General features: G+C 68.9%; 14 protein-coding genes and 1 other RNA gene. 13 read left to right on the top strand and 2 right to left on the bottom strand.

The window, feature by feature from the left end; translation table 11 throughout:
• Positions 1 to 205: 205 nt before the first annotated feature.
• Entirely contained in the window at positions 206 to 2137 is a 1932-nt protein-coding gene (locus J2Y49_RS04540; protein WP_310112745.1) for a sigma-54-dependent Fis family transcriptional regulator, read from the top strand.
• Positions 2138 to 2269: 132 nt separating this feature from the next.
• On the opposite strand, the gene J2Y49_RS04535 is transcribed toward J2Y49_RS04540, so the two are convergent.
• Both J2Y49_RS04535 and J2Y49_RS04530 read right to left on the bottom strand, forming a co-directional pair.
• Entirely contained in the window at positions 2270 to 5938 is a 3669-nt protein-coding gene (locus J2Y49_RS04535; protein WP_310112743.1) for a hydantoinase B/oxoprolinase family protein, read from the bottom strand.
• Between the two features lie 173 nt (positions 5939 to 6111).
• Positions 6112 to 6693 (bottom strand): GNAT family N-acetyltransferase, encoded by a 582-nt coding sequence (locus J2Y49_RS04530; RefSeq protein ID WP_310112742.1) that lies wholly within the window; start codon positions 6691 to 6693, stop codon positions 6112 to 6114.
• Between the two features lie 307 nt (positions 6694 to 7000).
• Here J2Y49_RS04530 and J2Y49_RS04525 point away from each other — a divergent pair, with 307 nt between their 5' ends.
• The 12 genes from J2Y49_RS04525 to J2Y49_RS04470 all read left to right on the top strand — a co-directional run bounded on the left by J2Y49_RS04525 (position 7001) and on the right by J2Y49_RS04470 (position 20905).
• Positions 7001 to 7780: a TerB family tellurite resistance protein gene (locus J2Y49_RS04525; protein ID WP_310112740.1), complete on the top strand. Its 780-nt coding sequence runs from the start codon at positions 7001 to 7003 to the stop codon at positions 7778 to 7780.
• A gap of 130 nt (positions 7781 to 7910) precedes the next feature.
• A complete protein-coding gene (locus J2Y49_RS04520) occupies positions 7911 to 9047 on the top strand; it encodes a hypothetical protein (protein ID WP_310112738.1) in 1137 nt (378 codons plus the stop codon).
• A gap of 117 nt (positions 9048 to 9164) precedes the next feature.
• Complete coding sequence (locus J2Y49_RS04515; RefSeq protein ID WP_310112736.1) at positions 9165 to 10994, top strand: ATP-binding cassette domain-containing protein; 1830 nt, start codon at positions 9165 to 9167, stop codon at positions 10992 to 10994.
• Entirely contained in the window at positions 10991 to 11869 is an 879-nt protein-coding gene (locus tag J2Y49_RS04510) for an EamA family transporter (RefSeq protein WP_310112734.1), read from the top strand. Before J2Y49_RS04515 ends, J2Y49_RS04510 begins: the two co-directional genes overlap by 4 nt.
• Positions 11866 to 12558, top strand: a complete 693-nt coding sequence (locus J2Y49_RS04505; RefSeq protein ID WP_310112732.1) for an N-acetylmuramoyl-L-alanine amidase — start codon at positions 11866 to 11868, stop codon at positions 12556 to 12558. The genes J2Y49_RS04510 and J2Y49_RS04505 overlap by 4 nt, the downstream gene beginning before the upstream one ends.
• A gap of 86 nt (positions 12559 to 12644) precedes the next feature.
• Positions 12645 to 13046: RNase P RNA component class A (gene rnpB, locus J2Y49_RS04500), an RNA gene on the top strand.
• Between the two features lie 767 nt (positions 13047 to 13813).
• Positions 13814 to 14260: a division/cell wall cluster transcriptional repressor MraZ gene (locus J2Y49_RS04495; protein ID WP_014248340.1), complete on the top strand. Its 447-nt coding sequence runs from the start codon at positions 13814 to 13816 to the stop codon at positions 14258 to 14260.
• A complete protein-coding gene (rsmH, locus tag J2Y49_RS04490; RefSeq protein WP_310112729.1) occupies positions 14260 to 15237 on the top strand; it encodes a 16S rRNA (cytosine(1402)-N(4))-methyltransferase RsmH in 978 nt (325 codons plus the stop codon). The genes J2Y49_RS04495 and rsmH overlap by 1 nt, the downstream gene beginning before the upstream one ends.
• Complete coding sequence (locus J2Y49_RS04485; protein WP_310112728.1) at positions 15234 to 16049, top strand: hypothetical protein; 816 nt, start codon at positions 15234 to 15236, stop codon at positions 16047 to 16049. The genes rsmH and J2Y49_RS04485 overlap by 4 nt, the downstream gene beginning before the upstream one ends.
• Positions 16046 to 17932: a penicillin-binding protein 2 gene (locus J2Y49_RS04480; RefSeq protein WP_310112727.1), complete on the top strand. Its 1887-nt coding sequence runs from the start codon at positions 16046 to 16048 to the stop codon at positions 17930 to 17932. The genes J2Y49_RS04485 and J2Y49_RS04480 overlap by 4 nt, the downstream gene beginning before the upstream one ends.
• A gap of 13 nt (positions 17933 to 17945) precedes the next feature.
• Entirely contained in the window at positions 17946 to 19385 is a 1440-nt protein-coding gene (locus J2Y49_RS04475) for a UDP-N-acetylmuramoyl-L-alanyl-D-glutamate--2,6-diaminopimelate ligase (protein WP_310112725.1), read from the top strand.
• Complete coding sequence (locus J2Y49_RS04470) at positions 19382 to 20905, top strand: UDP-N-acetylmuramoylalanyl-D-glutamyl-2,6-diaminopimelate--D-alanyl-D-alanine ligase (RefSeq protein WP_310112723.1); 1524 nt, start codon at positions 19382 to 19384, stop codon at positions 20903 to 20905. The genes J2Y49_RS04475 and J2Y49_RS04470 overlap by 4 nt, the downstream gene beginning before the upstream one ends.
• The last annotated feature ends 5 nt before the right edge of the window (positions 20906 to 20910 follow it).

Genomic DNA, 20910 nt, shown 5'->3' with positions numbered 1-20910 from the left:
ACTTGTGCAAATGTCCTTAACGTCATGTCGCAGAACGATAACGAAAAGCCGGGGTCATACGCAGGTATGGCGGAGACCTGTCCGCGGTCGGCCGGTGGGCCTGTCTGATGCTTTTGCACATGTTGCCTACCGGGTCGCCCGGTTGCTAATGTTTCATTCAAATCTGTTCGCGGGACAAGCGGACGATATTGCGGGAGGCACGACCATGGACAGCGCGCGCGCGGCCCACATCGATGAACTCGTCCGTGTCTCCGCCGGTGTGCCGTCAGCCCGCGATGCGATCATCGAAAGCTCCTGGCGCCGCTGCGTCGCCGACCACAAGCTGGACCCCACCATTGGGCGCGAGGCCCACATCCTGCCGCAGGAACGGCTGCGCGAGCACCGCGACGCAATGGACGAATTCCTGCGCATGGCCCGCTTCGGGTTGGAGGCGCTGTACCGGCAGGTCGCCGGCATGGGCTATGTCCTGCTGCTGACCGACAGCAACGGCGTCACGGTGGACTTCATCGGCGACCCGACCTTCGACAACCATCTGCGCCGGGCCGGGCTGTATCTGGGCTCCGACTGGAACGAGGGGCATGCCGGCACCTGCGCCGTCGGCACCTGCATCGCCACGGCCCAGGCGCTGACCGTGCACCAGACCGACCATTTCGACGCCACCCACATTCCGCTGACCTGCACCGCCGCCCCCGTCTTCGACAGCGGGGGAGAGCTGGCAGCAGTCCTCGACATCTCCGCCCTGCATTCGCCGGAACCGAAAATCAGCCAGTATCTGGCGCTGCAGATGGTCAAGGCCTATGTCCACAAGATCGAAACCGCCAACCTCTACAACAACTTCCGCCGCGACTGGGTGGTGAAGCTGTCGGCGTCGCAGGAATTCGCGGAGGTCGATCCCGACTTCGTCCTCGCGCTGGACGGCGGGGGACGGGTGATCGGCTTCAACCACAAGGCCCATGACCTGCTGGCAGAGGACGGCGTGTCGCCGCTCGGCCGCTCCTTCGCCGAACTGTTCGACTGCGAGGTGGACGATCTGGTCCGCTTCGTCCGCGCGCTCCCGACCGAGCAGCGCACGCTGCGCCTGCGCCGCACCGGACTGCCGCTGTTCGCCCAGGCGATGCCGCCGCCGGCGGTGTCCCTGCCCCGCAACCATCCCCACGATCACGGGAACGACCCATTGCCGGAGCCGCTGCGCGTGGTGTCCGGCGGCGACCCGGCGCTGAAGGCGGTGCTGACGCGGGCGGCGAAGCTGGTCAACACGCGCATGAGCCTGCTGATCCATGGCGAGACCGGCACGGGCAAGGAGCATCTGGCCAAGGCGCTGCACAAGTCCAGCGTCCGCCGCAACAAGCCCTTCGTCGCCGTCAACTGCGCCGCCTTGCCGGAAAACCTGATCGAGAGCGAACTGTTCGGCTACGAGCCCGGCTCCTTCACCGGGGCGACGGCGCGCGGCAAGAAGGGGCTGATCCTGGAGGCCGACGGCGGCACCCTGTTCCTGGACGAGATCGGCGACATGCCGCTGTCGTCGCAGACCCGCCTTCTGCGCGTGCTGGCGGAACGAGAGGTGACGCCGATCGGTCGGACCAAGGCGGTGTCTGTCGACGTCCGCGTCATCGGAGCGACCCACCGCGATCTGGTCGAGCTGGTCAAGGCCGGCCGCTTCCGCGACGACTTGTACTTTCGTCTCAACGGGGCGGTGTTCACCGTGCCGCCGCTGCGGCAGCGCGGCGACCTGGACTGGCTGATCGAACGGCTGCTGGCCGAGCGGGCGGAGCGCGACGGCGTCGGCTACCGCCTGGCCCCGGCGGCGCTGGCGGCACTGCGGGGCCACAGTTGGCCGGGCAATGTGCGGGAGCTGGTGAATGCGCTGGACTATGCCTGCGCGGTCAGCGACGGCGGGCTGATCGACCTCGCCGACATTCCGGAGCCGGTTCAGCACAGCGGCCTGTTCCAGGCCTGGCCGGCGGAGGCGACGGAAACGGTGGTGGCGGAAGAGGATCCCGCCGCGCGGCTGCGCGAGACGCTGCGGCGCCACCATTGGAACGTGTCGGCGACGGCGCGGGCGCTGGGGGTCGACCGATCGACCATCCATCGGCAGATGCACCGCTTCGGCATCGTGGCGCCGCATCGGGCTGAGTGAGGGTGCGGGGCGTTATACCCCCACCTAACCTCCCCCGCTGGGCGCGGGAGGGACTGCCGCTACCTTTCCGAACAAGCACTTACCCCCTCCCCCGCCCAGCGGGGGAGGGTTGGGGTGGGGGCAAACGCCCCCTCACCCCACAGCCCCGAACCCACCCCCGCCGGGCGTCTCCACCACCAGGGCGTCGCCCGGCCGCATCGCCGTGCTGTCCTGGGATGCCAGTTCCTGCACGCTGCCGTCGGTGCGCTGGACCCAGGTCCGGCCGAGCGCGCCGTCGGCACCGCCCTTCAGGCCGAAGGGGGCGATCTTGCGGTGGTTGGCAAGGATGGCGGCGGTCATCGGCTCCAGGAAGCGCAGGCGGCGGATCACGCCGTCGCCGCCGCGCCAGCGCCCTGCCCCGCCGGAGCCGCGGCGGATGCGGAAGCCCTCCACCAGCACCGGGAAGCGCCATTCCAGCACCTCCGGATCCGTCAGGCGGGAGTTGGTCATGTGGGTCTGCACCGCGTCGGTGCCGTCGAAGCCGTTTCCGGCGCCGGACCCGCCGCAGACCGTCTCGTAATACTGGTGCCGCTCGTTGCCGAAGGTGGTGTTGTTCATCGTCCCTTGCGCCGACGCAATCACCCCGAGCGCGCCGAACAGCGCATCGACGATGCACTGGCTGGTCTCCACATTGCCGGCGACCACCGCGGCGGGCGGGTTGGGCGACAGCATGGACCCCGGCGGGATGACGATCTCGATGGGACGCAGGCAGCCCTCGTTCATCGGGATCTCGTCGTCCACCAGACAGCGGAAGACATAGAGCACCGCCGCCCGGCAGACCGCCGAGGGGGCGTTGAAGTTGTTGGTCAGCTGCGTGCTGGTGCCTGAGAAATCGACGATCGCCGAGCGCGCGGCATGGTCGATGGAAACCCGCAGCTTGATCACCGCCCCGTTGTCCAGCGTCACCGCGAAATCGCCGTCGCTCAGCACGCCGATGGCGCGGCGGACCTGCTCCTCCGCATTGTCCTGGACGTGGCGCATATAGGCGATGACGGTGGACAGGCCGTGCAGGCGGACGACGCGGTGCAGTTCGCGGGTGCCCTGCTCGTTCGCGGCGACCTGCGCCTTCAGGTCACCGATGTTCTGCGCCGGGTTGCGCGCGGGGTGCGGACCGGAGCGCAGAAGCTCCAGCATGGCCTCCTCGCGGAACCGGCCGTTCTCCACCAGCGGCACGCAGTCCAGCAGCACGCCCTCGTCGGCGATGGTCTTGCTGTCCGGCGGCATGGAGCCGGGGGTGATGCCGCCGACGTCGGCGTGATGCCCGCGCGAGGCGACGAAGAACAGCAACTCCTTGCCCGCCTCGTCGAACACCGGCGAGACGACGGTGATGTCCGGCAGATGCGTGCCCCCATGATAGGGGTCGTTCAGCGCGAAGCTCTCGCCCGCGGTGAAGGTCCCGCCGCGCCGTTCGATGACCGCGCGCACGCTCTCGCCCATCGAGCCCAGATGCACCGGCATGTGCGGAGCGTTGGCGATCAGCCCGCCGTCGCGGTCGAACAGGGCGCAGGAGAAATCCAGCCGCTCCTTGATATTCACCGAGCGGGCGGTCTTCTCCAGCGTCACGCCCATCCGCTCGGCGATGGACATGAACAGGTTGTTGAAGACCTCCAGCATCACCGGATCGACCTTCGCAGCCCCCTTGATGCCGGCTGCCTGACGCTGGGTCGCCGGCTCCAGTCGGGTCAGCACCAGATGGTTCTTGCGGGTGACTTCCGCCATCCAGCCGGGCTCGACCACGGTGGTGGAGACCGCTTCGGCCAGAATGGCCGGGCCGACGACGCGGTTGCCGGGCTGAAGCTGGCGGCGGTCGTAGAGCGGCGCCTCGCGGCGCTGGCCGCCGCTATGGATGGCGACGGTGGCGAGCCGGCGCGGCAGCACCGCGGTGGTGGCGGGAAGCTCGGGATCCTCCAGCACATCGGTCAGGCCGACGGCCTCCAGCGTCACGGATTCGACCTCCAGCGCGGTGCCGGGGGTGAGGAAGCCGTAGCGGCGGCGGTGCGCCTCCTCGAACGCCTTGGTCATCGCCACCTTCGACCCGAAGGCGACCGTCAGCGTGGTGTCGGAGCCGGCGGCCTTCAGGTGGACGCGGCGGTTGATCGCCTGCCGGTCGGCGGCAACGCCCTGACGGGCCAGCTCCGCCCGCCCCTCGGTCTCCAGATCGGTGAACAGCATGGTCAGCCGGTCGACCACGGGATCGCTCAACGGGCCCTCGACCGCGCGCTCGCGGATGGCGACGGTGTCGGCCAGACCGATCCCGTAGGCGGACAGCACGCCGGCCTGCGGGTGCAGGAACACCCGCGTCATGCCCAGCGCGTCGGCGACGGCGCAGACATGCTGGCCCGCCGCCCCGCCGAAGCCGTTCAGCGTGTAGCCGGTGACGTCATAGCCGCGCTCCACCGATATCTTCTTGATGGCGTTGGCCATGTTGTCGACGGCGATGCGCAGGAAGCCTTCGGCGACCTCCTGCGGGGTCATCGTCGTGCCGAGCTTGGCGTTGACGGTGGCGGCCAGTTCGGTGAAGCGGGCCTTGACCACCTCGGCATCCAGCGGCTGGTCGCCGTTGGGGCCGAAGACCTGCGGGAAGAAGCGCGGCTGGATCTTGCCGACCATCACGTTGCAGTCGGTGACGGTCAGCGGGCCGCCTCGACGGTAGCAGGCCGGGCCGGGATTGGCGCCGGCGCTGTCCGGCCCGACGCGGAAGCGGGTGCCGTCGAAGACGCAGAGCGAACCGCCGCCGGCCGCCACGGTGTGGATGTGCATCATCGGCGCCCGCACGCGCACGCCGGCCACCACCGCGTCGAAGGCGCGCTCATACTCCCCGGCATAATGCGACACGTCGGTGGAGGTGCCGCCCATGTCGAAGCCGATGACCCGGTCGAAGCCGGCCATCCCGGCGGTGCGCACCGCCCCGACGACGCCGCCGGCCGGCCCCGACAGGATGGCGTCCTTGCCCTGGAAGCGGCGGGCGTCGGTCAGGCCGCCGTTCGACTGCATGAACATCAGCGGCACCGGCATGCCATCGACGCTGAGGTCGTTGGCGACCCGGTCGACATAGCGGCGCAGCACCGGAGAGAGATAGGCGTCGGCCACCGTCGTGTCGCCACGGCCGACCAGCTTCATCAGCGGGCTGACCAGATGGCTGACCGAGACCTGGGTGAAGCCGACGGCGCGGGCAAGCGAGGCGACCTGCCGCTCATGCTCCGGATAGCGGTAGCCGTGCATCAGCGCGATGGCGGCGGCGCGGAAACCCTGGCGGTAGGCCTCCTCCAGCCCGCGGCGGACGGCGTGCAGATCGACCGGCTTCAGCACGCGGCCGTCGGCCATCACCCGTTCCGGCACCTCCACCACATGGGAATAGAGCTGGTCGGGCAGATCGATGCGGCGGGCGAAGATCTTCGGCCGGGCCTGATGGCCGATGCGCAGCTGGTCGCCCAGCCCTTCGGTGATCAGCAGAACGGTCGGCTCGCCCTTGCGTTCCAGCAGGGCGTTGGTGGCGACGGTGGTGCCCATCTTCACCACCTCCACCGTATCCGGCGGGATCGGCTGTCCGGGCTTCAGGCCCAGCAGCTCGCGGATGCCCTGGACGGCGGCGTCGGCATAGCGCTCCGGATTCTCCGACAGCAGCTTGTGGGTGACGACCGACCCATCCGGGCGGCGGCCGACGATGTCGGTGAAGGTGCCGCCGCGATCGATCCAGAACTGCCATTGGGCGGGCTTGACCGCCGCCGTCCCGCCCATCGCCGCGCCTTGATTCTCAGCCATCGTCGTCGCACCCGCCGAATCCCTGCGCGGCAACCGCACCGCGCGTGGGCCGGAGTTTCGCGATCCGGCAGCGAATTTCAACCGCCAGCGTGCCCCACGCCCATCAGGGCAGCCATCAAGACGGGCGGCCGCGGCGGAAAGAACACAGGATCACCGATGAAGCACACCTTTGGTCAGGCGGCGAGCCGCTCCGGCCGGGTGCCGGGCAGGCGGGCCAGGATGGCGTTGCCGGCCAGGATGCTGTTGAAGGCGCCGCTGCCGTCCTCCAGCGCTTCGAGGGCGAGGGAGAACTGGTTGGGCGGCGGCAGTTCGAACAGAGCCGCGACCTCGCCGCCGTCCAGCGCCAGCCGGCCGCCGAAGCGGCGGGCCAGGGCACGCATCCGGACATTGCTGGCCAGGCACATCATGTGGACATGGCGGATGCCGCGGTTGCGGGCGACGGTCAGGATGCGGCGGACCAGCGTGCTGCCGATGCCCTTGCCCTGAAGCACCGATTCGACGCTGATGCCGAATTCGGCCTGATCGGGCCAGAGGATGCGGTCGCCGCACAGCTCCACCGCGCCACGCAGAACGCCGTCCTCGAACGCGCCCAGCAGCACCGTACGGCCCCAGTCGATGGATGCGCAGTGCCGCTCCACAGCCTCGTCCGACAGCGTGCCGGTGAAGCGGGCATAGCGGTCGGCATTGTCCAGGCGGAGGAGATGCGCCCGGTACTGCGGGAGTTCGGTCGGCATGATCTTGCGGATGACAGGCATGGCTCTGCTCACGGTTCTCGAAATCCGAAAACGCATTCGTGCAGAACGTTTTTCCCCAGACCCCGGCACCGCACGCTCGTGACAAGCACTTGGCGGACACCGTCGTTATCGAAACCGGCGCTCTCTGCGGCGCCCTTTATTGCAGTGCAACATGGCGTCCTGGAGGGGAATGGCAAGCGCTTATTAGAAATTCGCAATGCGAACAATGCTGGCCTGTTGCAGCCGCGCCACAGTTGGCCGATAACCGTACGGCGGCTATGCTGCCGGCCGACAGGATGACGGACGAGCGGAACGCGGAAGGCGGAGCATGAGCATTTGGGGCAGGATCCTTGGCAGCGCGGCCAGCCTGTTCAGCGGCGGGCCGTTGGGCAGCCTTCTGGGCGGGCTTGCCGGGCAGGCGGTGGACCTGTGGTCGCCCTGCGGCCCCGGCGACCAGCGCAGGGCCATGACCGATGCGGAGGCCGAGGAGGCCAAGCAGACCGTCGCCTTCACCATCGGCGTGATCGCCCTCGCGGCGAAGATGGCGCGGGCCGATGGCGTGGTGAAACGGGTGGAGGTCGACACCTTCAAGCGGCTGTTCCGCGTCCCGGCCGACGAGTTGGCCAATGTCGGCCACGTCTTCGACCTCGCCCGCCGCGACACCCATGGCTTCGAAGAGTATGCCCGCCAGATCGCCAACCTGTTCGAGGACAGGCACGCGGTGCTGGAGGAACTGCTCGACAGCCTGTTGATGATCGCCGAGGCCGACGACGAGTTGCACGAGACGGAGGTGGAGTATCTGCACGCCATCGCCGTGATCTTCGGCTTCGACGAGGCCGAATTCCGCCGCATCGTCGCCGGGCACCATATGGCCGGCGGCCCGACCGACTCGGACCCCTACGCTGTGCTGGGCGTGGCGCGAACCGCCGGCGACGACGCGGTCAAGGCCGCCCACCGTGCGCTTGTGCGCGAACACCACCCCGACCGGCTGATCGCCCAAGGCATGCCGCAGGAGTTCGTGGATCTGGCGACGCAGAAGCTCGCGCTCGTCAACGCCGCCTATGACCGCATCCGGCGCGAGCGGGAAGGAAGCGCCGCCCTGCTCTAGCGTGTCGCGATTCGTCACGATGTGACTGGATTTTAAATTGCTTTACCGTGGGCTTTATCCCGTTTTTTGACGTATCGTCCCCGATGGGGCGGGCGACCGGTTGCCCGCAGGATTTGGGAACGACACGACGATGCAACGCACGATCATCCGGACGATCTTCGCTGCGGCTTTAGGAACGGCATTGGCGGCAGGTACGCTCTGCGCCGCCCAGGCGCAGACCGCATCCATCGACAGCCCGGTGGTGCTGGGTCAGCCGCTGACGCTGAATCTGGGGGCTCCGCCGTCCGGCGCCGATTGCCCGACGCAAGCCGCGGCGCTCAACGCGCAAGGGCTGGTCCTGGTCGCCAACGGCCAGACCATTCCGGGCGCCCGCGCCAGCTTCGGCTGCTCCGCCAAGGGGGAGCTGGTGGGCACCGCCTCCACCTCCATCGCCGGCAACGGTGACGACGCGGCACAGCGGCGGGCGGCATGGCAAACCGCCTTCAGCGGCTTCTTCAGCCTTTCCCGCACCAAGACCCTGCCGATCGCCTTCGGTCCGGCCACCGGCGGCATGAGCACCGCACCGAAGCTGGTCGCCATCCAGGGGGCGAGCGACCGCGACCTCGGGCTGGCCGGCCTGTGGTTCGCGCTTGTGGCGGCGGGGTTCCTGTTCGCCTTCTTCCGCCATTTCGGCCGCATGGATTCGATCACCCCCATTTCCCGCGTGCCGATGCCAGCCGATTACCGGGCGCCCTACAGCCTCGCCCGCTTCCAGCTTCTGTGGTGGAGCGGGATCGTCACCGCCTCCTACGTCGCCATCCTGACCATCACCGGATCGATGGACACCGTCACCACCGGCACCATGGCGCTGATGGGAATCGTCGGCGGCACCTCCGTGCTCGCGGCCTTCCAAGACCGCCGGCCGGGCGACGACGAGACGCGGCGCCAGCAGCATGCCGCCGCCTACATCGCCGCCGCCGCGGCCAACCCGCCCGATCAGGCGACGATGGCCGCGAGCCTGAAAGAGGTCTATCCGCCGACGCAGGGATGGCTGGCCGACCTGCTGAGCGATGCCGCCGGCTACAACATCCACCGCCTGCAACTGCTGGCCTGGACCATGGTGCTGGGCATCACCTTCCTCTACGAGGTCACCCGCACGCTGGGCATGCCGGAGCTGTCGGCCAACCTGCTGGCCCTGACCGGCATCAGCAACGGCACCTATTTCGGCTTCAAGATGCAGGAGCAGCAGGTGGCGACGCCGACCGGACCGGTTCCGGCGGCGGGCTGAGGGGAGCCCGGCTCCGCAGGACGCAACCCGCCCAACCGTTTTTCCGGGTCGCGGTGGAGGGGGATGGCGCGTTATAACCCATCCCCTTCCCTCGATTTTCCGGCGCACGAACGGTCCATGGCTCCTCCCGCACCCATCACGGCGCTCCAGGGCGTCACCGTCACCTTCGGCGGCCGTCCGCTGTTCGACGGCATCGACCTGTCCATCGCCCGCGGCGACCGCGCCTGCCTGGTCGGCCGCAACGGGTCGGGCAAGTCGACGCTGATGAAGGTGCTGGCCGGGATGATCCACCCCGACGGCGGCACCGTCTTCGTCCAGCCGGGCGCCCGCCTCGCCTATCTGCCGCAGGAACCGGACTTCACCGGCTGCGCCACCGTCCACGACTATGTCGTGCAGGGCCTGCCCGCCGACGAGCAGGACGAGGCCCACCGGGTCGACGCCGTGCTGGACCGGCTGCAGGTGGACGGCAGCCTCGACCCCCGCACCCTGTCGGGCGGCGAGTCGCGCCGCACGGCGCTGGCCCGCACGCTGGTCGGCAACCCCGACGTCATGCTGCTGGACGAGCCGACCAACCACCTCGACCTCCCCACCATCGAGTGGCTGGAGGAGGAACTGCTGTCCTTCCGTGGCGGATTGCTGCTGATCAGCCACGACCGTGCCTTCCTGAACCGGCTCGCCAAGCGCACGCTGTGGCTCGACCGCGGCACGGTGCGCGCCACCGACCGCGGCTTCGCCGAGTTCGAGACCTGGCAGGCCGAGGTGTTCGAGTCGGAGGAGGCCGCGGCCCACAAGCTGGACCGCAAGATCGAAAGCGAGATGAAGTGGCTGCGCGAGGGCATCTCCGCCCGGCGCACCCGCAACATGGGGCGCGTGCGCAACCTGCTGGACCTGCGCGCCGGGCGCGCGGAGCAGATCAAGGGCGGCCAGCAGGCCAAGCTCGCCATCGCCGAGGCCGAGCGCGGCGGCCGGCTGGTGATCGAGGCGACCGGCATCTCCAAGGGCTTCGACACGCCCGATGGCCGCAAGACCATCGTGAAGAACTTTTCCACCCGCATCCTGCGCGGCGACCGGGTGGGCCTGATCGGGCCGAACGGCGCCGGCAAGTCCACCCTGCTGAAGATGCTGACCGGCCAGCTCGATCCCGACGAGGGCACGGTGAAGCTGGGGACCAACCTGGACACCGCCTATTTCGACCAGCGGCGCGAGGGCCTGGATCCGGAGGACACCATCCGCAAGGTGCTGTGCCCGTTCGGCGGCGACGCGGTGATGGTCAACGGCGTGTCGCGCCATGTCGCCGGCTATATCAAGGACTTCCTGTTCGACACCCGGCAGCTGGACAGCCCGGTGAAGGCGCTGTCGGGCGGCGAGCGCAACCGGCTGCTGCTGGCCCGGCTGTTCGCAAAGCCCAGCAACATGATGATCCTCGACGAGCCGACCAACGACCTCGACATGGACACGCTGGACCTGCTGGAGGACGTGCTGGGCGACTATCAGGGCACGCTGCTGCTGGTCAGCCACGACCGTGATTTCCTCGACAGGCTGGTGACCGCCACCATCGCGCTGGAGGGCGACGGCACCGCCACCGAATATGCCGGCGGCTATTCCGACTATCTGGTGCAGCGCCCGGCCAAGCTGGCCCCAGCTGCCGCCGCCAAGCCGAAACCCGCCGCCGCGGCGCCGGCCGCCGCCGCCAAGCCGCGCGGCAAGCTGAGCTACAAGGACCAGCGCGAGTTGGACGAGCTGCCGGCCCGCATGGATGGGCTGGGGGCGGAGATCGCCAAGCTGGAGAAGGCGCTGGCCGACCCCGACCTGTTCACCCGCGATCCCGCCAAATTCCAGAAGACCAGCGAACAGCTGCACGCCAAGCAGGCCGCCCTCGCCGCGGCGGAGGAGCGCTGGCTGGAGCTGGAGGCGATGCGCGAGGAGCTGGAAGGCGGGCGGGCATGAGTTTCGCCCACACGCTCCAGGCGCTGGTGGTGATGGCGCTGTGGGGGCTGAACTTCGTCGTGGCGAAATGGGCGCTGGCGGAATTCCCGCCGCTGTTCGTCATGTTCCTGCGCTTCGCCCTGGTGGCGGTGCTGATCACCCCCTTCTTCCGCATGCCGCGGGACAAGCTGTGGAAGATCGCGCTGCTGTCGGTGACGCTCGGCAGCATCCATTTCCCGATGATGTTCACCGGGCTGCAGGGGATCGACGCCGCCACCGCCTCGCTGGCGGCACAGGCGCAGGTGCCCTTCTCCTCGCTGCTGGCGGCTGTGGTGTTCAAGGACAAGCTGGGCTGGCGCCGCGGCATCGGCATGGCCGCCGCCTTCGCTGGCGTGGCGGTGATCGCAGGCGAGCCGCGGCTGGGTGAATCGCTCTATTCGCTGCTGCTGATCCTGGCCGCGAGCTTCGCCTTTGCGGTGGCCAGCGTGCAGATGAAGCTGATCGGCGCGGTGAACGGCTTCGCCGTCAACGGCTGGATGGCGCTGTTCGCCATGCCGCAGTTGCTGGTCCTGTCGCTGCTGCTGGAGCATGGCCAGATGGAGGCGCTCGCCAATTCCACCTGGGTGGGGTGGGCATCGATCGTCTACATGGCGGTCGCCGTCACCATCATCGCCTATGGGCTGTGGTATCCGCTGCTCGGCCGCTACTCCGTCAACCAGACCATGCCCTATCTGCTGACGGTGCCGATCTTCGGCGTCGCATCGGGCGCGCTGCTGATGGGGGATCCGCTGACGATCAACCTCGCCATCGGCGGGCTGCTGACCATCGGCGGCGTCGCGGTGATCGTCCGGCGCGGAGCGAAGGCGGTCAACGAGACGGTCACGAATCCGACATGAGCGCCTTCCGCCGGATCGACCGCCCCTCCCCCAACCATGGCCCTCGGGCCGATGGTGCGCAGGTGGAGTTGTTGATCCTGCACTACACCGGCATGCCGACCGCCACCCATGCGCTGGACCGGCTGTGCGATCCGGCGGCCCAGGTCAGCGCCCATTACACGGTGGACGAGGACGGCACCGTCTACGCCCATGTGCCCGAGGACCGGCGCGCCTGGCATGCCGGCCGGTCGAGCTGGCGCGGGGCGGAGGACGTCAACAGCCGCTCCATCGGCGTCGAGATCGTCAATCCCGGCCACGAGTTCGGCTATCGCCCCTTCCCGCCGGTGCAGATGGCGGCGGTGGCGGAGCTTTGCCACGGCATCATGGAGCGCCACGCCATCGCTCCCGCCGACGTGCTGGGCCACAGCGACGTGGCGCCCGCCCGCAAGGAGGATCCGGGCGAACTGTTCGACTGGCCAGGCCTCGCCACCCACGGAGTCGGGATCTGGCCCACGCCGTCCCAGGCCGACGGCGGCCCCTTCACCGATGCCGAGGTCGCCGGGCTGCTGGGACGCTATGGCTACGACCCGGCCGAACCGCGGGCGCTGCTGGCCTTCCAGCGCCATTTCCACCCCGACTGCCTGACCGGCACCCCGAACGCCGAGACGGTGCGGCGCCTGCGCGCGCTGCTGCGGCGGACGGGGCGGTGACGGCACGCGCGGTTCCTCTGATCGATTGAACCGCCGCTTGATTTGGGATTTGCCCCCACGGCCGCTTCCCTATATGAACGACCGCGCCAGATGGCCGGATGGCCGCCTTCGGTTTCGACCGGGGGAGGAAAGTCCGGGCTCCACGGAAACACGGTGCCGGTTAACGGCCGGCGGGGGCGACCCTAGGGACAGTGCCACAGAAAGCAAACCGCCAGCGTTTCGACGCAGGTAAGGGTGAAAGGGTGCGGTAAGAGCGCACCGCGGACCCGGCAACGGGGACGGCACGGTAAACCCCACCGGGAGCAAGACCGAATAGGAGCGGCCCGACCACCGTCCCCGCAACGGGACGGGCGTGGGTCAAGCGCGTTTCCGCGCCGCCGCTCGGGTTGGTCGCGCGAGGCGTCCGGGCAACCGGCGTCCCAGACGAATGGCCATCGCCTGCCCTTCGGGGCGGGATACAGAACCCGGCTTACAGGCCATCTGGCACTTTTCCTACACCACTGCCCATTCCATCCCAGTTCGGGCGGCCGACCGGGGCATGTGATCCCATGCGCCCCCATGGCGGCACCCTTTTGCCCCCCTGCCGCCCAATCGGATGGTTCGGCGTGGGACGGCATGGGCGCTTTCCCGCGTCATCCACAGGGCGGGCGCCGCCCCTCCTTCCCCGCATCCCGCAGTTTGCCGGGCTTTCCCGCGGCCATCCCCAGGATGTCCACGGCCACATCCACATTTTCCCCAGACTAATCCACAGCCGGTGGATAACTGTGGGGCGATTTCCCATGCCGTCCCATGCCGGACCGCCCTTTCCTACCCAAGGTCCTATGCCGTCGGAGGGGGTCGATTCGACGGTGCAACAAACCATGGATCAGTCGCATTTTCTTAAAACTTTGGAACATTCAGAGAACCCGTGTGGATAACTTTATCCACATCGGCAGAGTCCAGCGGAATACTGCGAAGATTCCGGAAATTCGTACACCAACTTGCGCAGATGCCACAGCCTGACCCGAAAGTCTTGACACCCCCGTCTGAATACTCGGGGGGCCGTTGACGCCCATGCCGTCCCATGCTATCCCAAGAATGCCCATTTAAGGGGGGCTCTTACCCATTCTGGTTAACACCGGGGGCGGGGGCTGAATGGGCCAAGCGGGGCTAGCGCGGAGCACCCGACCGCGCACGGGGGATAGCAGGGGGGATCGCCGGGCCTATGGCCGTTTTCCTGTCCACATACGTCAATAAGGTTGACAGGAAAGGGCGTGTGTCCATCCCGGCACAGTTCAGGCAGTCGCTTGCCAAGACGTCGGCTCCCAGCACCGTCTATCTCTGGCCCTCGCTGAACCACCAGGCGCTGGAAGGCGCCGACCAGGACTATCTCGACGTCCTCTCCGAAAGCCTCGAATCCCCCGACCTCGACGCTGACGAGCGTGACATGATCGAGACCTTCATCTTCGGAAAGCTGATCCCCGTCTCCTCCGACGCCGAAGGCCGCATCGTCCTGCCCAAGGAGCTGGCGGAATTCGCCGGCATCACCGAGGAGGCCGCCTTCATCGGCCGCCGCAAGACCTTCCAGATCTGGGAACCCGACGCTTTGAAAGCCCACGAGGCGGCGCTGCGGGAGCAGGTCGTGCGCAAGGACATCTCCCTCAGCCAGATCGTCGCCAAGGCCTCCCGCGGCGCCGCCAGCCGGAGCGGGGAGGGCGCCTGATGACCGGAAACACTCCCATCCATATTCCCGTCCTGCTGGACGAAGTGATCGCGGCCTTGGCCCCGCGCGACGGCGGCCTCTATGTCGACGGCACCTTCGGCGCCGGCGGCTACAGCCGCGCCCTGCTGCGCTCGGCGTCCTGCCGCGTGATCGGCATCGACCGCGATCCCGCGGCGATCGAGCGCGGCCGTACGCTGGCCCAGGAATTCCCGGGCCGGCTGGAGGTCATCGAGGGCCGCTTCGGCGACATGGACAGGCTGCTGGCCGACCATGGCGTGACCAGCGTGGACGGCGTGGCGCTCGACGTCGGCGTCTCCTCCCCCCAGATCGACGAGCCGGAGCGCGGGTTCTCCTTCCGCTTCGATGGCCCGCTCGACATGCGGATGGGACGGGATGGGCCGACCGCCGCCGACGTGGTCAACACCGCCGACGAGGCGGAACTGGCCGACATCATCTATCACCTGGGCGAGGAACGGATGGCGCGCCGAGTCGCCCGCGCCATCGTCGCCGCCCGCCGCGAGGCACCGATCGAGCGAACGGCGCGGCTGGCCGAGATCATCCGCTCCGTGGTGCCGAAGGGGAAGGGCGACGGGATCGATCCCGCCACCCGCAGCTTCCAGGCGCTGCGCATCCATGTGAACGACGAGTTGGGCGAACTGCGGCGTGGCCTGTCCGCCGCCGAGTCGCTGCTGGCGCCCGGCGGGCGTCTGGCCGTCGTCTCCTTCCATTCGCTGGAGGACCGCGAGGTCAAGGCGTTCCTGAGGGAACGGTCGTCGCCGCCGCCCTCCCCGTCCCGCCATACGCCCGTGACCGCGGTCGCGGCGCATCACCCATCCTTCCGCCTGCTCTCCCGGAAACCCGTGGACCCGAGCGAGGCCGAAGCCCGCAACAATCCCCGCGCCCGGTCCGCCCGGCTGCGCGCGGCTGAACGTACCGAGGCGCCAGCGTTCCCGGCGCCCGGCAAGGAGGCAGCATGAAAGGCAAGACCTGGCTGTTCTGGGGTGGCCTGATCGCGGCCGCCGGTGGCGTGCTGTTCCAGACCAGCTACGACGTCCAGGATCTGGAGGAAAAGCTCGCCGGGCTGAACCGCAAGATCATCCATGAGCAGGAGTCCATCCAGGTCCTGAAGGCCGAGTGGAGCTACCTGAACGATCCGACCAAGCTGGAGCAGATGGCCCAAAGCCATCTGGCGCTGCAGCCGACGGAGCCGCGCCAGTATGTGGCGATGGACCTGATTCCCATGCGCCCGGCCGATGCCGTTCCGCCGCCTGCCCCTGCCCTGCCCGGCCAGCCCGGTGCCGCCCCGCTGCCGCCGATGGTCCGCGCGCCCGGCACCGGCACCTCCCAGGTCGCTTCCGCCCGCGTGCCCACCGTTCCCAACAACACCGCCGCCGGAATCGTTCCGGCCAGCGTGCCGGCGGCCGCGAAGCCGCTGCCGATGGACAAGGCGCTGGAACGCGCGGCGGTCATCGTGCCGGCCTCCTTGCCGTCGAGCGGCGGCCTTGCCGATCCGGCTCCCCGCGTCAAGCCCTCCGCCCTGGTGCCGGGTGCGGCCCGCGCCCCGGTGGAGAAGACCCCTGAGAAGACGGCGACCGACCGCGCCGCCGGCAAGCTCGCGCCGAACGCCCCGACCTCTCCCAACCGGGCGACCGAGGTGGCGACGCGGCCGGTGCCGCCGGCCGCGGCTCCGGTTCCAGCACCCAAGGCGGCGGCGGTCCAGCAGCCCTACCAGCCCAAGCCGACCGACAGCCTGGGCCTGCTCGTCGCGCGTCTGGGGGCCAATCGATGAGCGGTTACGACCACGGCGGCCCGGCCGGTTACGGCCAGCCCGGCGGTGGCGGGGTGCCCGGCAGCCCCGGCAGCACTTATGTCCCGCCCCCGGCGCCCTCGCCTTACCAGACGCCGCCCCAGCAGCCGTCCGCCAGACCGCGGACGTCACTGGCCGTCGCGCTGGAACAGAGCCGTTACCGTCTGCTGGTAACAGCCGCCGTGGTCACGACGGTCTTCACCGCGATCAGCGTCAAGCTGGCGATGGCAACCCTGTTCGCCGGTGGCGGCGAGCCGCGCCAGCATGTGGCGCTGGAGGTGGACAACACCACCACCAACCGGGCCGACATCGTCGACCGCAACGGCAACCTGCTGGCGACCTCGCTGGTCACCCAGTCGCTCTTCGCCGATCCCAAGCTGGTCTCGCGCCCGGAAGAGGCCGCGCAGAAGCTGGTCAGCGTCCTGCCGGACATGGACTACAAGGATCTGGTGGGCAAACTGAGCGGTGACCGCCGCTTCGTCTGGCTGAAGCGCAACCTGACGCCGAAGCAGCAGGCCGCCGTCCACCGGCTCGGCATTCCCGGCATCGCCTTCGAGCGTGAGGAGCGCCGCTTCTATCCGGCCGGCCCGCTGGCTTCGCATGTGGTCGGCTTCACCGGCATCGACAACAACGGCCTCGCCGGCATGGAGCAGGGCTTCAACAAGCGCCTGACAGAGGATCCCGGCACGCCGCTGCAGCTGTCTCTCGATCTGCGGTTGCAGCACGTCCTGAAGAAGGAACTGACGGCCACCATTCAGGAGTTCAGCGCCATCGGCGCCGCCGGCATCGTCTTCGACGTGCGCAGCGGCGAAGTCCTGGCGATGGTCTCGCTGCCCGATTTCGACCCGCAGGACCCGACCGGCCTCAACCCCGACACGCTGTTCAACCGGGCGACGCTCGGCGTGTACGAAATGGGTTCGACCTTCAAGATCTTCAACTCGGCATTGGCGCTGGATTCCGGCAAGATCCGAGTGACGGACATGTTCGACACCAAGCATCCGATCAAGATCGGTCGCTTCACCATCAACGAATATCATGGACTGAACCGCGCCCTGACGGTGGCGGAAGTGTTCCAGCACTCCTCCAACCTCGGTTCCGTGCGCATGGTCCAGTTGATGGGCATCGCGGCGCAGAAGGCCTTCATGACCAAGATGGGCTTCACCAAGCCCACCGGGCTGGAGCTGCCGGAAAGCGGCTGGCCGCTGGTGCCCAACCCATGGCGCGAGGTCAACAGCTACACCATCTCCTTCGGTCACGGCATTTCGGTCAGCCCGATGCACACGGTGGCCGCCGCCGCATCCGTCATCAACGGCGGCTTCTTCCACAAGCCGACGCTGCTGAAGCGCAATTCGGAGGCCGAAATCCCGACCGAACAGGTCGTTTCGCGCCAGACCTCCGACATGATGCGGCGGATGTTCCGCTTCGTCGTCACCGAAGGAACGGGCAAGTCGGCCGACGTAAAGGGTTATGTGGTCGGCGGCAAGACCGGTACCGCCGACAAGCAGAAGGGTCGGCATTACCAGAAGAACTCGCGCATGTCGTCTTTCCTGGGGGCCTTCCCCATGCACGACCCGCGCTATGTCGTCTATGTGCTGGTCGACGAGCCCAAGGCGACGGCCAAGACCTACGGCTACGCCACCGGCGGCTGGGTCGCCGCTCCGGCGGCCGGCCGCATCATCAAGCAGATCGGCCCGCTGCTGAACGTGCCGACGGTGGACGAGAGTTCGCCCGAGATCCTGAACTCCACCTTCCTGAACGCCGCCGGGTCCACCAACTGGCAGCAGTCCCTGCCTCCCGTCTCCGCCCCACCCCCGTCGAAGGGAAGCACCGTTGCGTCTTTCCCAACTCAGACCAAGCCCCGCTGACGCCACCGCCCATGTGGCACACGGTGTAGCCGACCCCGACATCGCCGGGCTGACCGCCGACAGCCGCGCGGTCAGGCCCGGCTTCGTCTTTGCCGCCCTGCCCGGCGTGAAGGCCGATGGCCGCGCCTTCATCGCCGACGCGCTCGCCAAGGGCGCCGTCGCGGTTCTGGCGCCCGAGGGCACCGAACTTCCGCCCGGTTCCACCGCCGTCCTGCTGACCGATCCCCAGCCCCGCCTCGCCTTCGCGCGCATGGCCGCCGCCTTCCATGGCGGGCGCCAGCCGGAGACGGTGGTGGCGGTGACGGGCACCAACGGCAAGACCTCCACCGTCCAGTTCGCCGCCCAGATCTGGACGCGGCTCGGCCTGCCCGCCGCCAGCCTGGGCACGCTTGGGTTGCTCGGCCCCGGACTGCAGGGCTATGGCGGGATGACCACGCCCGACCCGGTGTCGCTGCACCGCGACCTCGCCGCCGCGGCGGAGGCCGGCATCGGCCATCTGGCGATGGAGGCGTCGAGCCACGGCCTGGAGCAGTTCCGGCTGGACGGCGTGGCGATCAAGGCCGCCGGCTTCACTAACCTGACGCTGGACCATCTGGATTACCACGGCACGATGGAGGCGTATCGCGACGCCAAGGCGATGCTGTTCGACCGGGTCCTGCCGCCGGGCGGCGTCGCGGTGCTGAACGCCGACTCTCCGGAATTTCAACATTTTGCCACCATTTGTAACCACCGTGGCCACCGCGTCCTGTCCTATGGTCTGGCCGGAACCGAGCTTCGGGTGACCGGGGTGGAGCCGCTGGCCCATGGCCAGCGCCTTGCCCTGTCCGTGCTCGGCCGCGACGTGACGGTGGACCTGCCGCTGGCGGGTCGTTTCCAGGCCTGGAACGTGCTCTGCGCGCTAGGGCTGGTCATCGGGTCCGGCGGGGATGCCGAACGGGCGCTCGCCACCCTTCCCTCGCTGGAAGGTGTGCCGGGCCGGCTGCAGCATGTCGCGACCCACCCCAACGGGGCGACGGTCTACGTCGATTACGCCCACACGCCCGATGCGCTGGAAACAGTGCTGCGGGCGCTGAAGCCGCATGCCGCGCGCCATCTGGTGACGGTGTTCGGCTGCGGCGGCGACCGCGACCGCAGCAAGCGGCCGGTGATGGGGGCGCTGGCGGCTAGGCTGGCCGACCGCGCCATCGTCACCGACGACAACCCGCGCACCGAGGATCCCGCATTCGTGCGGGGTCAGGTGCTGGCCGGCGCCACCGGGGAACTGGCCGGAAAGCTGGAGGAGATCGGCGACCGGGCCGAGGCGATCCGCACCGCGGTGCGGCAGCTTCAGCCCGGCGACGTGCTGGTCATCGCCGGCAAGGGCCACGAGCAGGGACAAACGATCGGCACCGAGGTGCGTCCGTTCGACGACGCGGACGAGGCCCGGAAAGCCGTAGCGGAGGTTGGAGCATGAGCGAGGACAAGACGGTCCTCCGGACCGGCGATAAGACGGTCCTCTGGACTGCCCGGGACGCGGCGGCCGCCACCGGCGGGCTTCTGGCCGGTCCGGATGCCTGGACCGCCACCGGCGTCGCCATCGACAGCCGCAAGGTGGCGCCGGGCGATCTGTTCGTCGCCATCCGCGGGCCGAATTTCGACGGGCACGCCTTCGTCGGCGCGGCACTGGCCGCCGGGGCTTCGGCGGCACTGGTCGACCATGTGCCCGACGGGCTGCCGGCGGATGCGCCGCTTCTGATCACCCCGGTCGACACGCTGGAGGCGATGGCGGCGCTGGGTGCCGTCGCGCGTGCCCGCTGCGGCGCGCGGGTCGTCGGCGTCACCGGCTCCGTCGGCAAGACCGGCACCAAGGAGACGCTGCGGCACGTCCTGTCGGCGCAGGGGCTCACCTACGCCACCGAAGGCAGCCTGAACAACCATTGGGGCGTGCCGCTGTCGCTCGCCCGCCTGCCGGAAGCCAGCGCCTATGGCGTGTTCGAGTTGGGGATGAACCACGCCGGCGAACTCGGCCCGCTGTCGCGGCAGGTCAAGCCGCATGTCGCCATCGTCACCACGGTGGAAGCGGCGCATCTGGAGTTCTTCTCCGGCGTCGAGGCGATCGCCGACGCCAAGGCCGAGATCTTCGAGGGGTTGGATGCCAACGGCGTCGCCGTGCTGAACCGTGACAACGGGCAATATGCCCGGTTGGCCGCCGCGGCACGCCGCCAGGGACTGACCAACATCTGGAGCTTCGGCGCCCATGAGGATGCCGACGCCCGCCTGATCGACTGTTCGCTGCACGCCACCTGCAGCGCCGTCACCGCGGTCATCCGCGGCGAGCGGCTGCAATATTGCCTGTCGCAGCCCGGCCGGCACTGGGTGATGAACAGCCTCGCGGTGCTGCTCGCGGTGAAGGCGCTGGGCGCCGACGTCGCCGCGGCCGCCCGCTCCCTGTCCAGCCTGCAGCCGGTCAAGGGCCGCGGCACCCGCAAGCGCATCCAACTGCCCCAGGGCGCCTTCACCCTGATCGACGAGAGCTACAACGCCAGCCCGGCCGCCATGGCCGCGACACTGGAGGTTCTGGGCAAGATCGATCCCGGCGCCGGCGGACGCCGCATCGCGGTGCTGGGCGACATGCGCGAGCTGGGCGATCGCGCCGACACGCTGCACATCGCGCTTGCCGACCCGTTGCGCGCCGCGCAGGTCGATACCGTCTATGCCTGCGGCCAGCACATGAAGGCGCTGTTCGACCGGTTGCCGGAAACCATGCGCGGCGCCTGGACCGAGACCAGCGTCGACCTCGCTCCCATCGTAACCGCGGCCGTAAAAGGCGGCGACGTTATCATGGTCAAGGGGTCATTGGGCAGTCGTACAGGTCTGGTCGTCGATGCGCTCGCGGCACTCGACAGCGGGCGCGAAAGCGTGGACAAAGCCGCCTCCCGAACCACCAACCAGCCGCAGGCGGCCGCGCAAGGCCAGCAAGGCCCGCGAGGCTGACGGAC

Origin of the sequence: Azospirillum sp. BE72 (assembly GCF_031455875.1) — a bacterium.
In the GTDB taxonomy this organism is placed as follows: Bacteria; Pseudomonadota; Alphaproteobacteria; order Azospirillales; family Azospirillaceae; genus Azospirillum.
The sequence above is the reverse complement of the archived record's forward strand: the minus strand, read 5'-3'. Positions and strand labels throughout refer to the sequence as shown.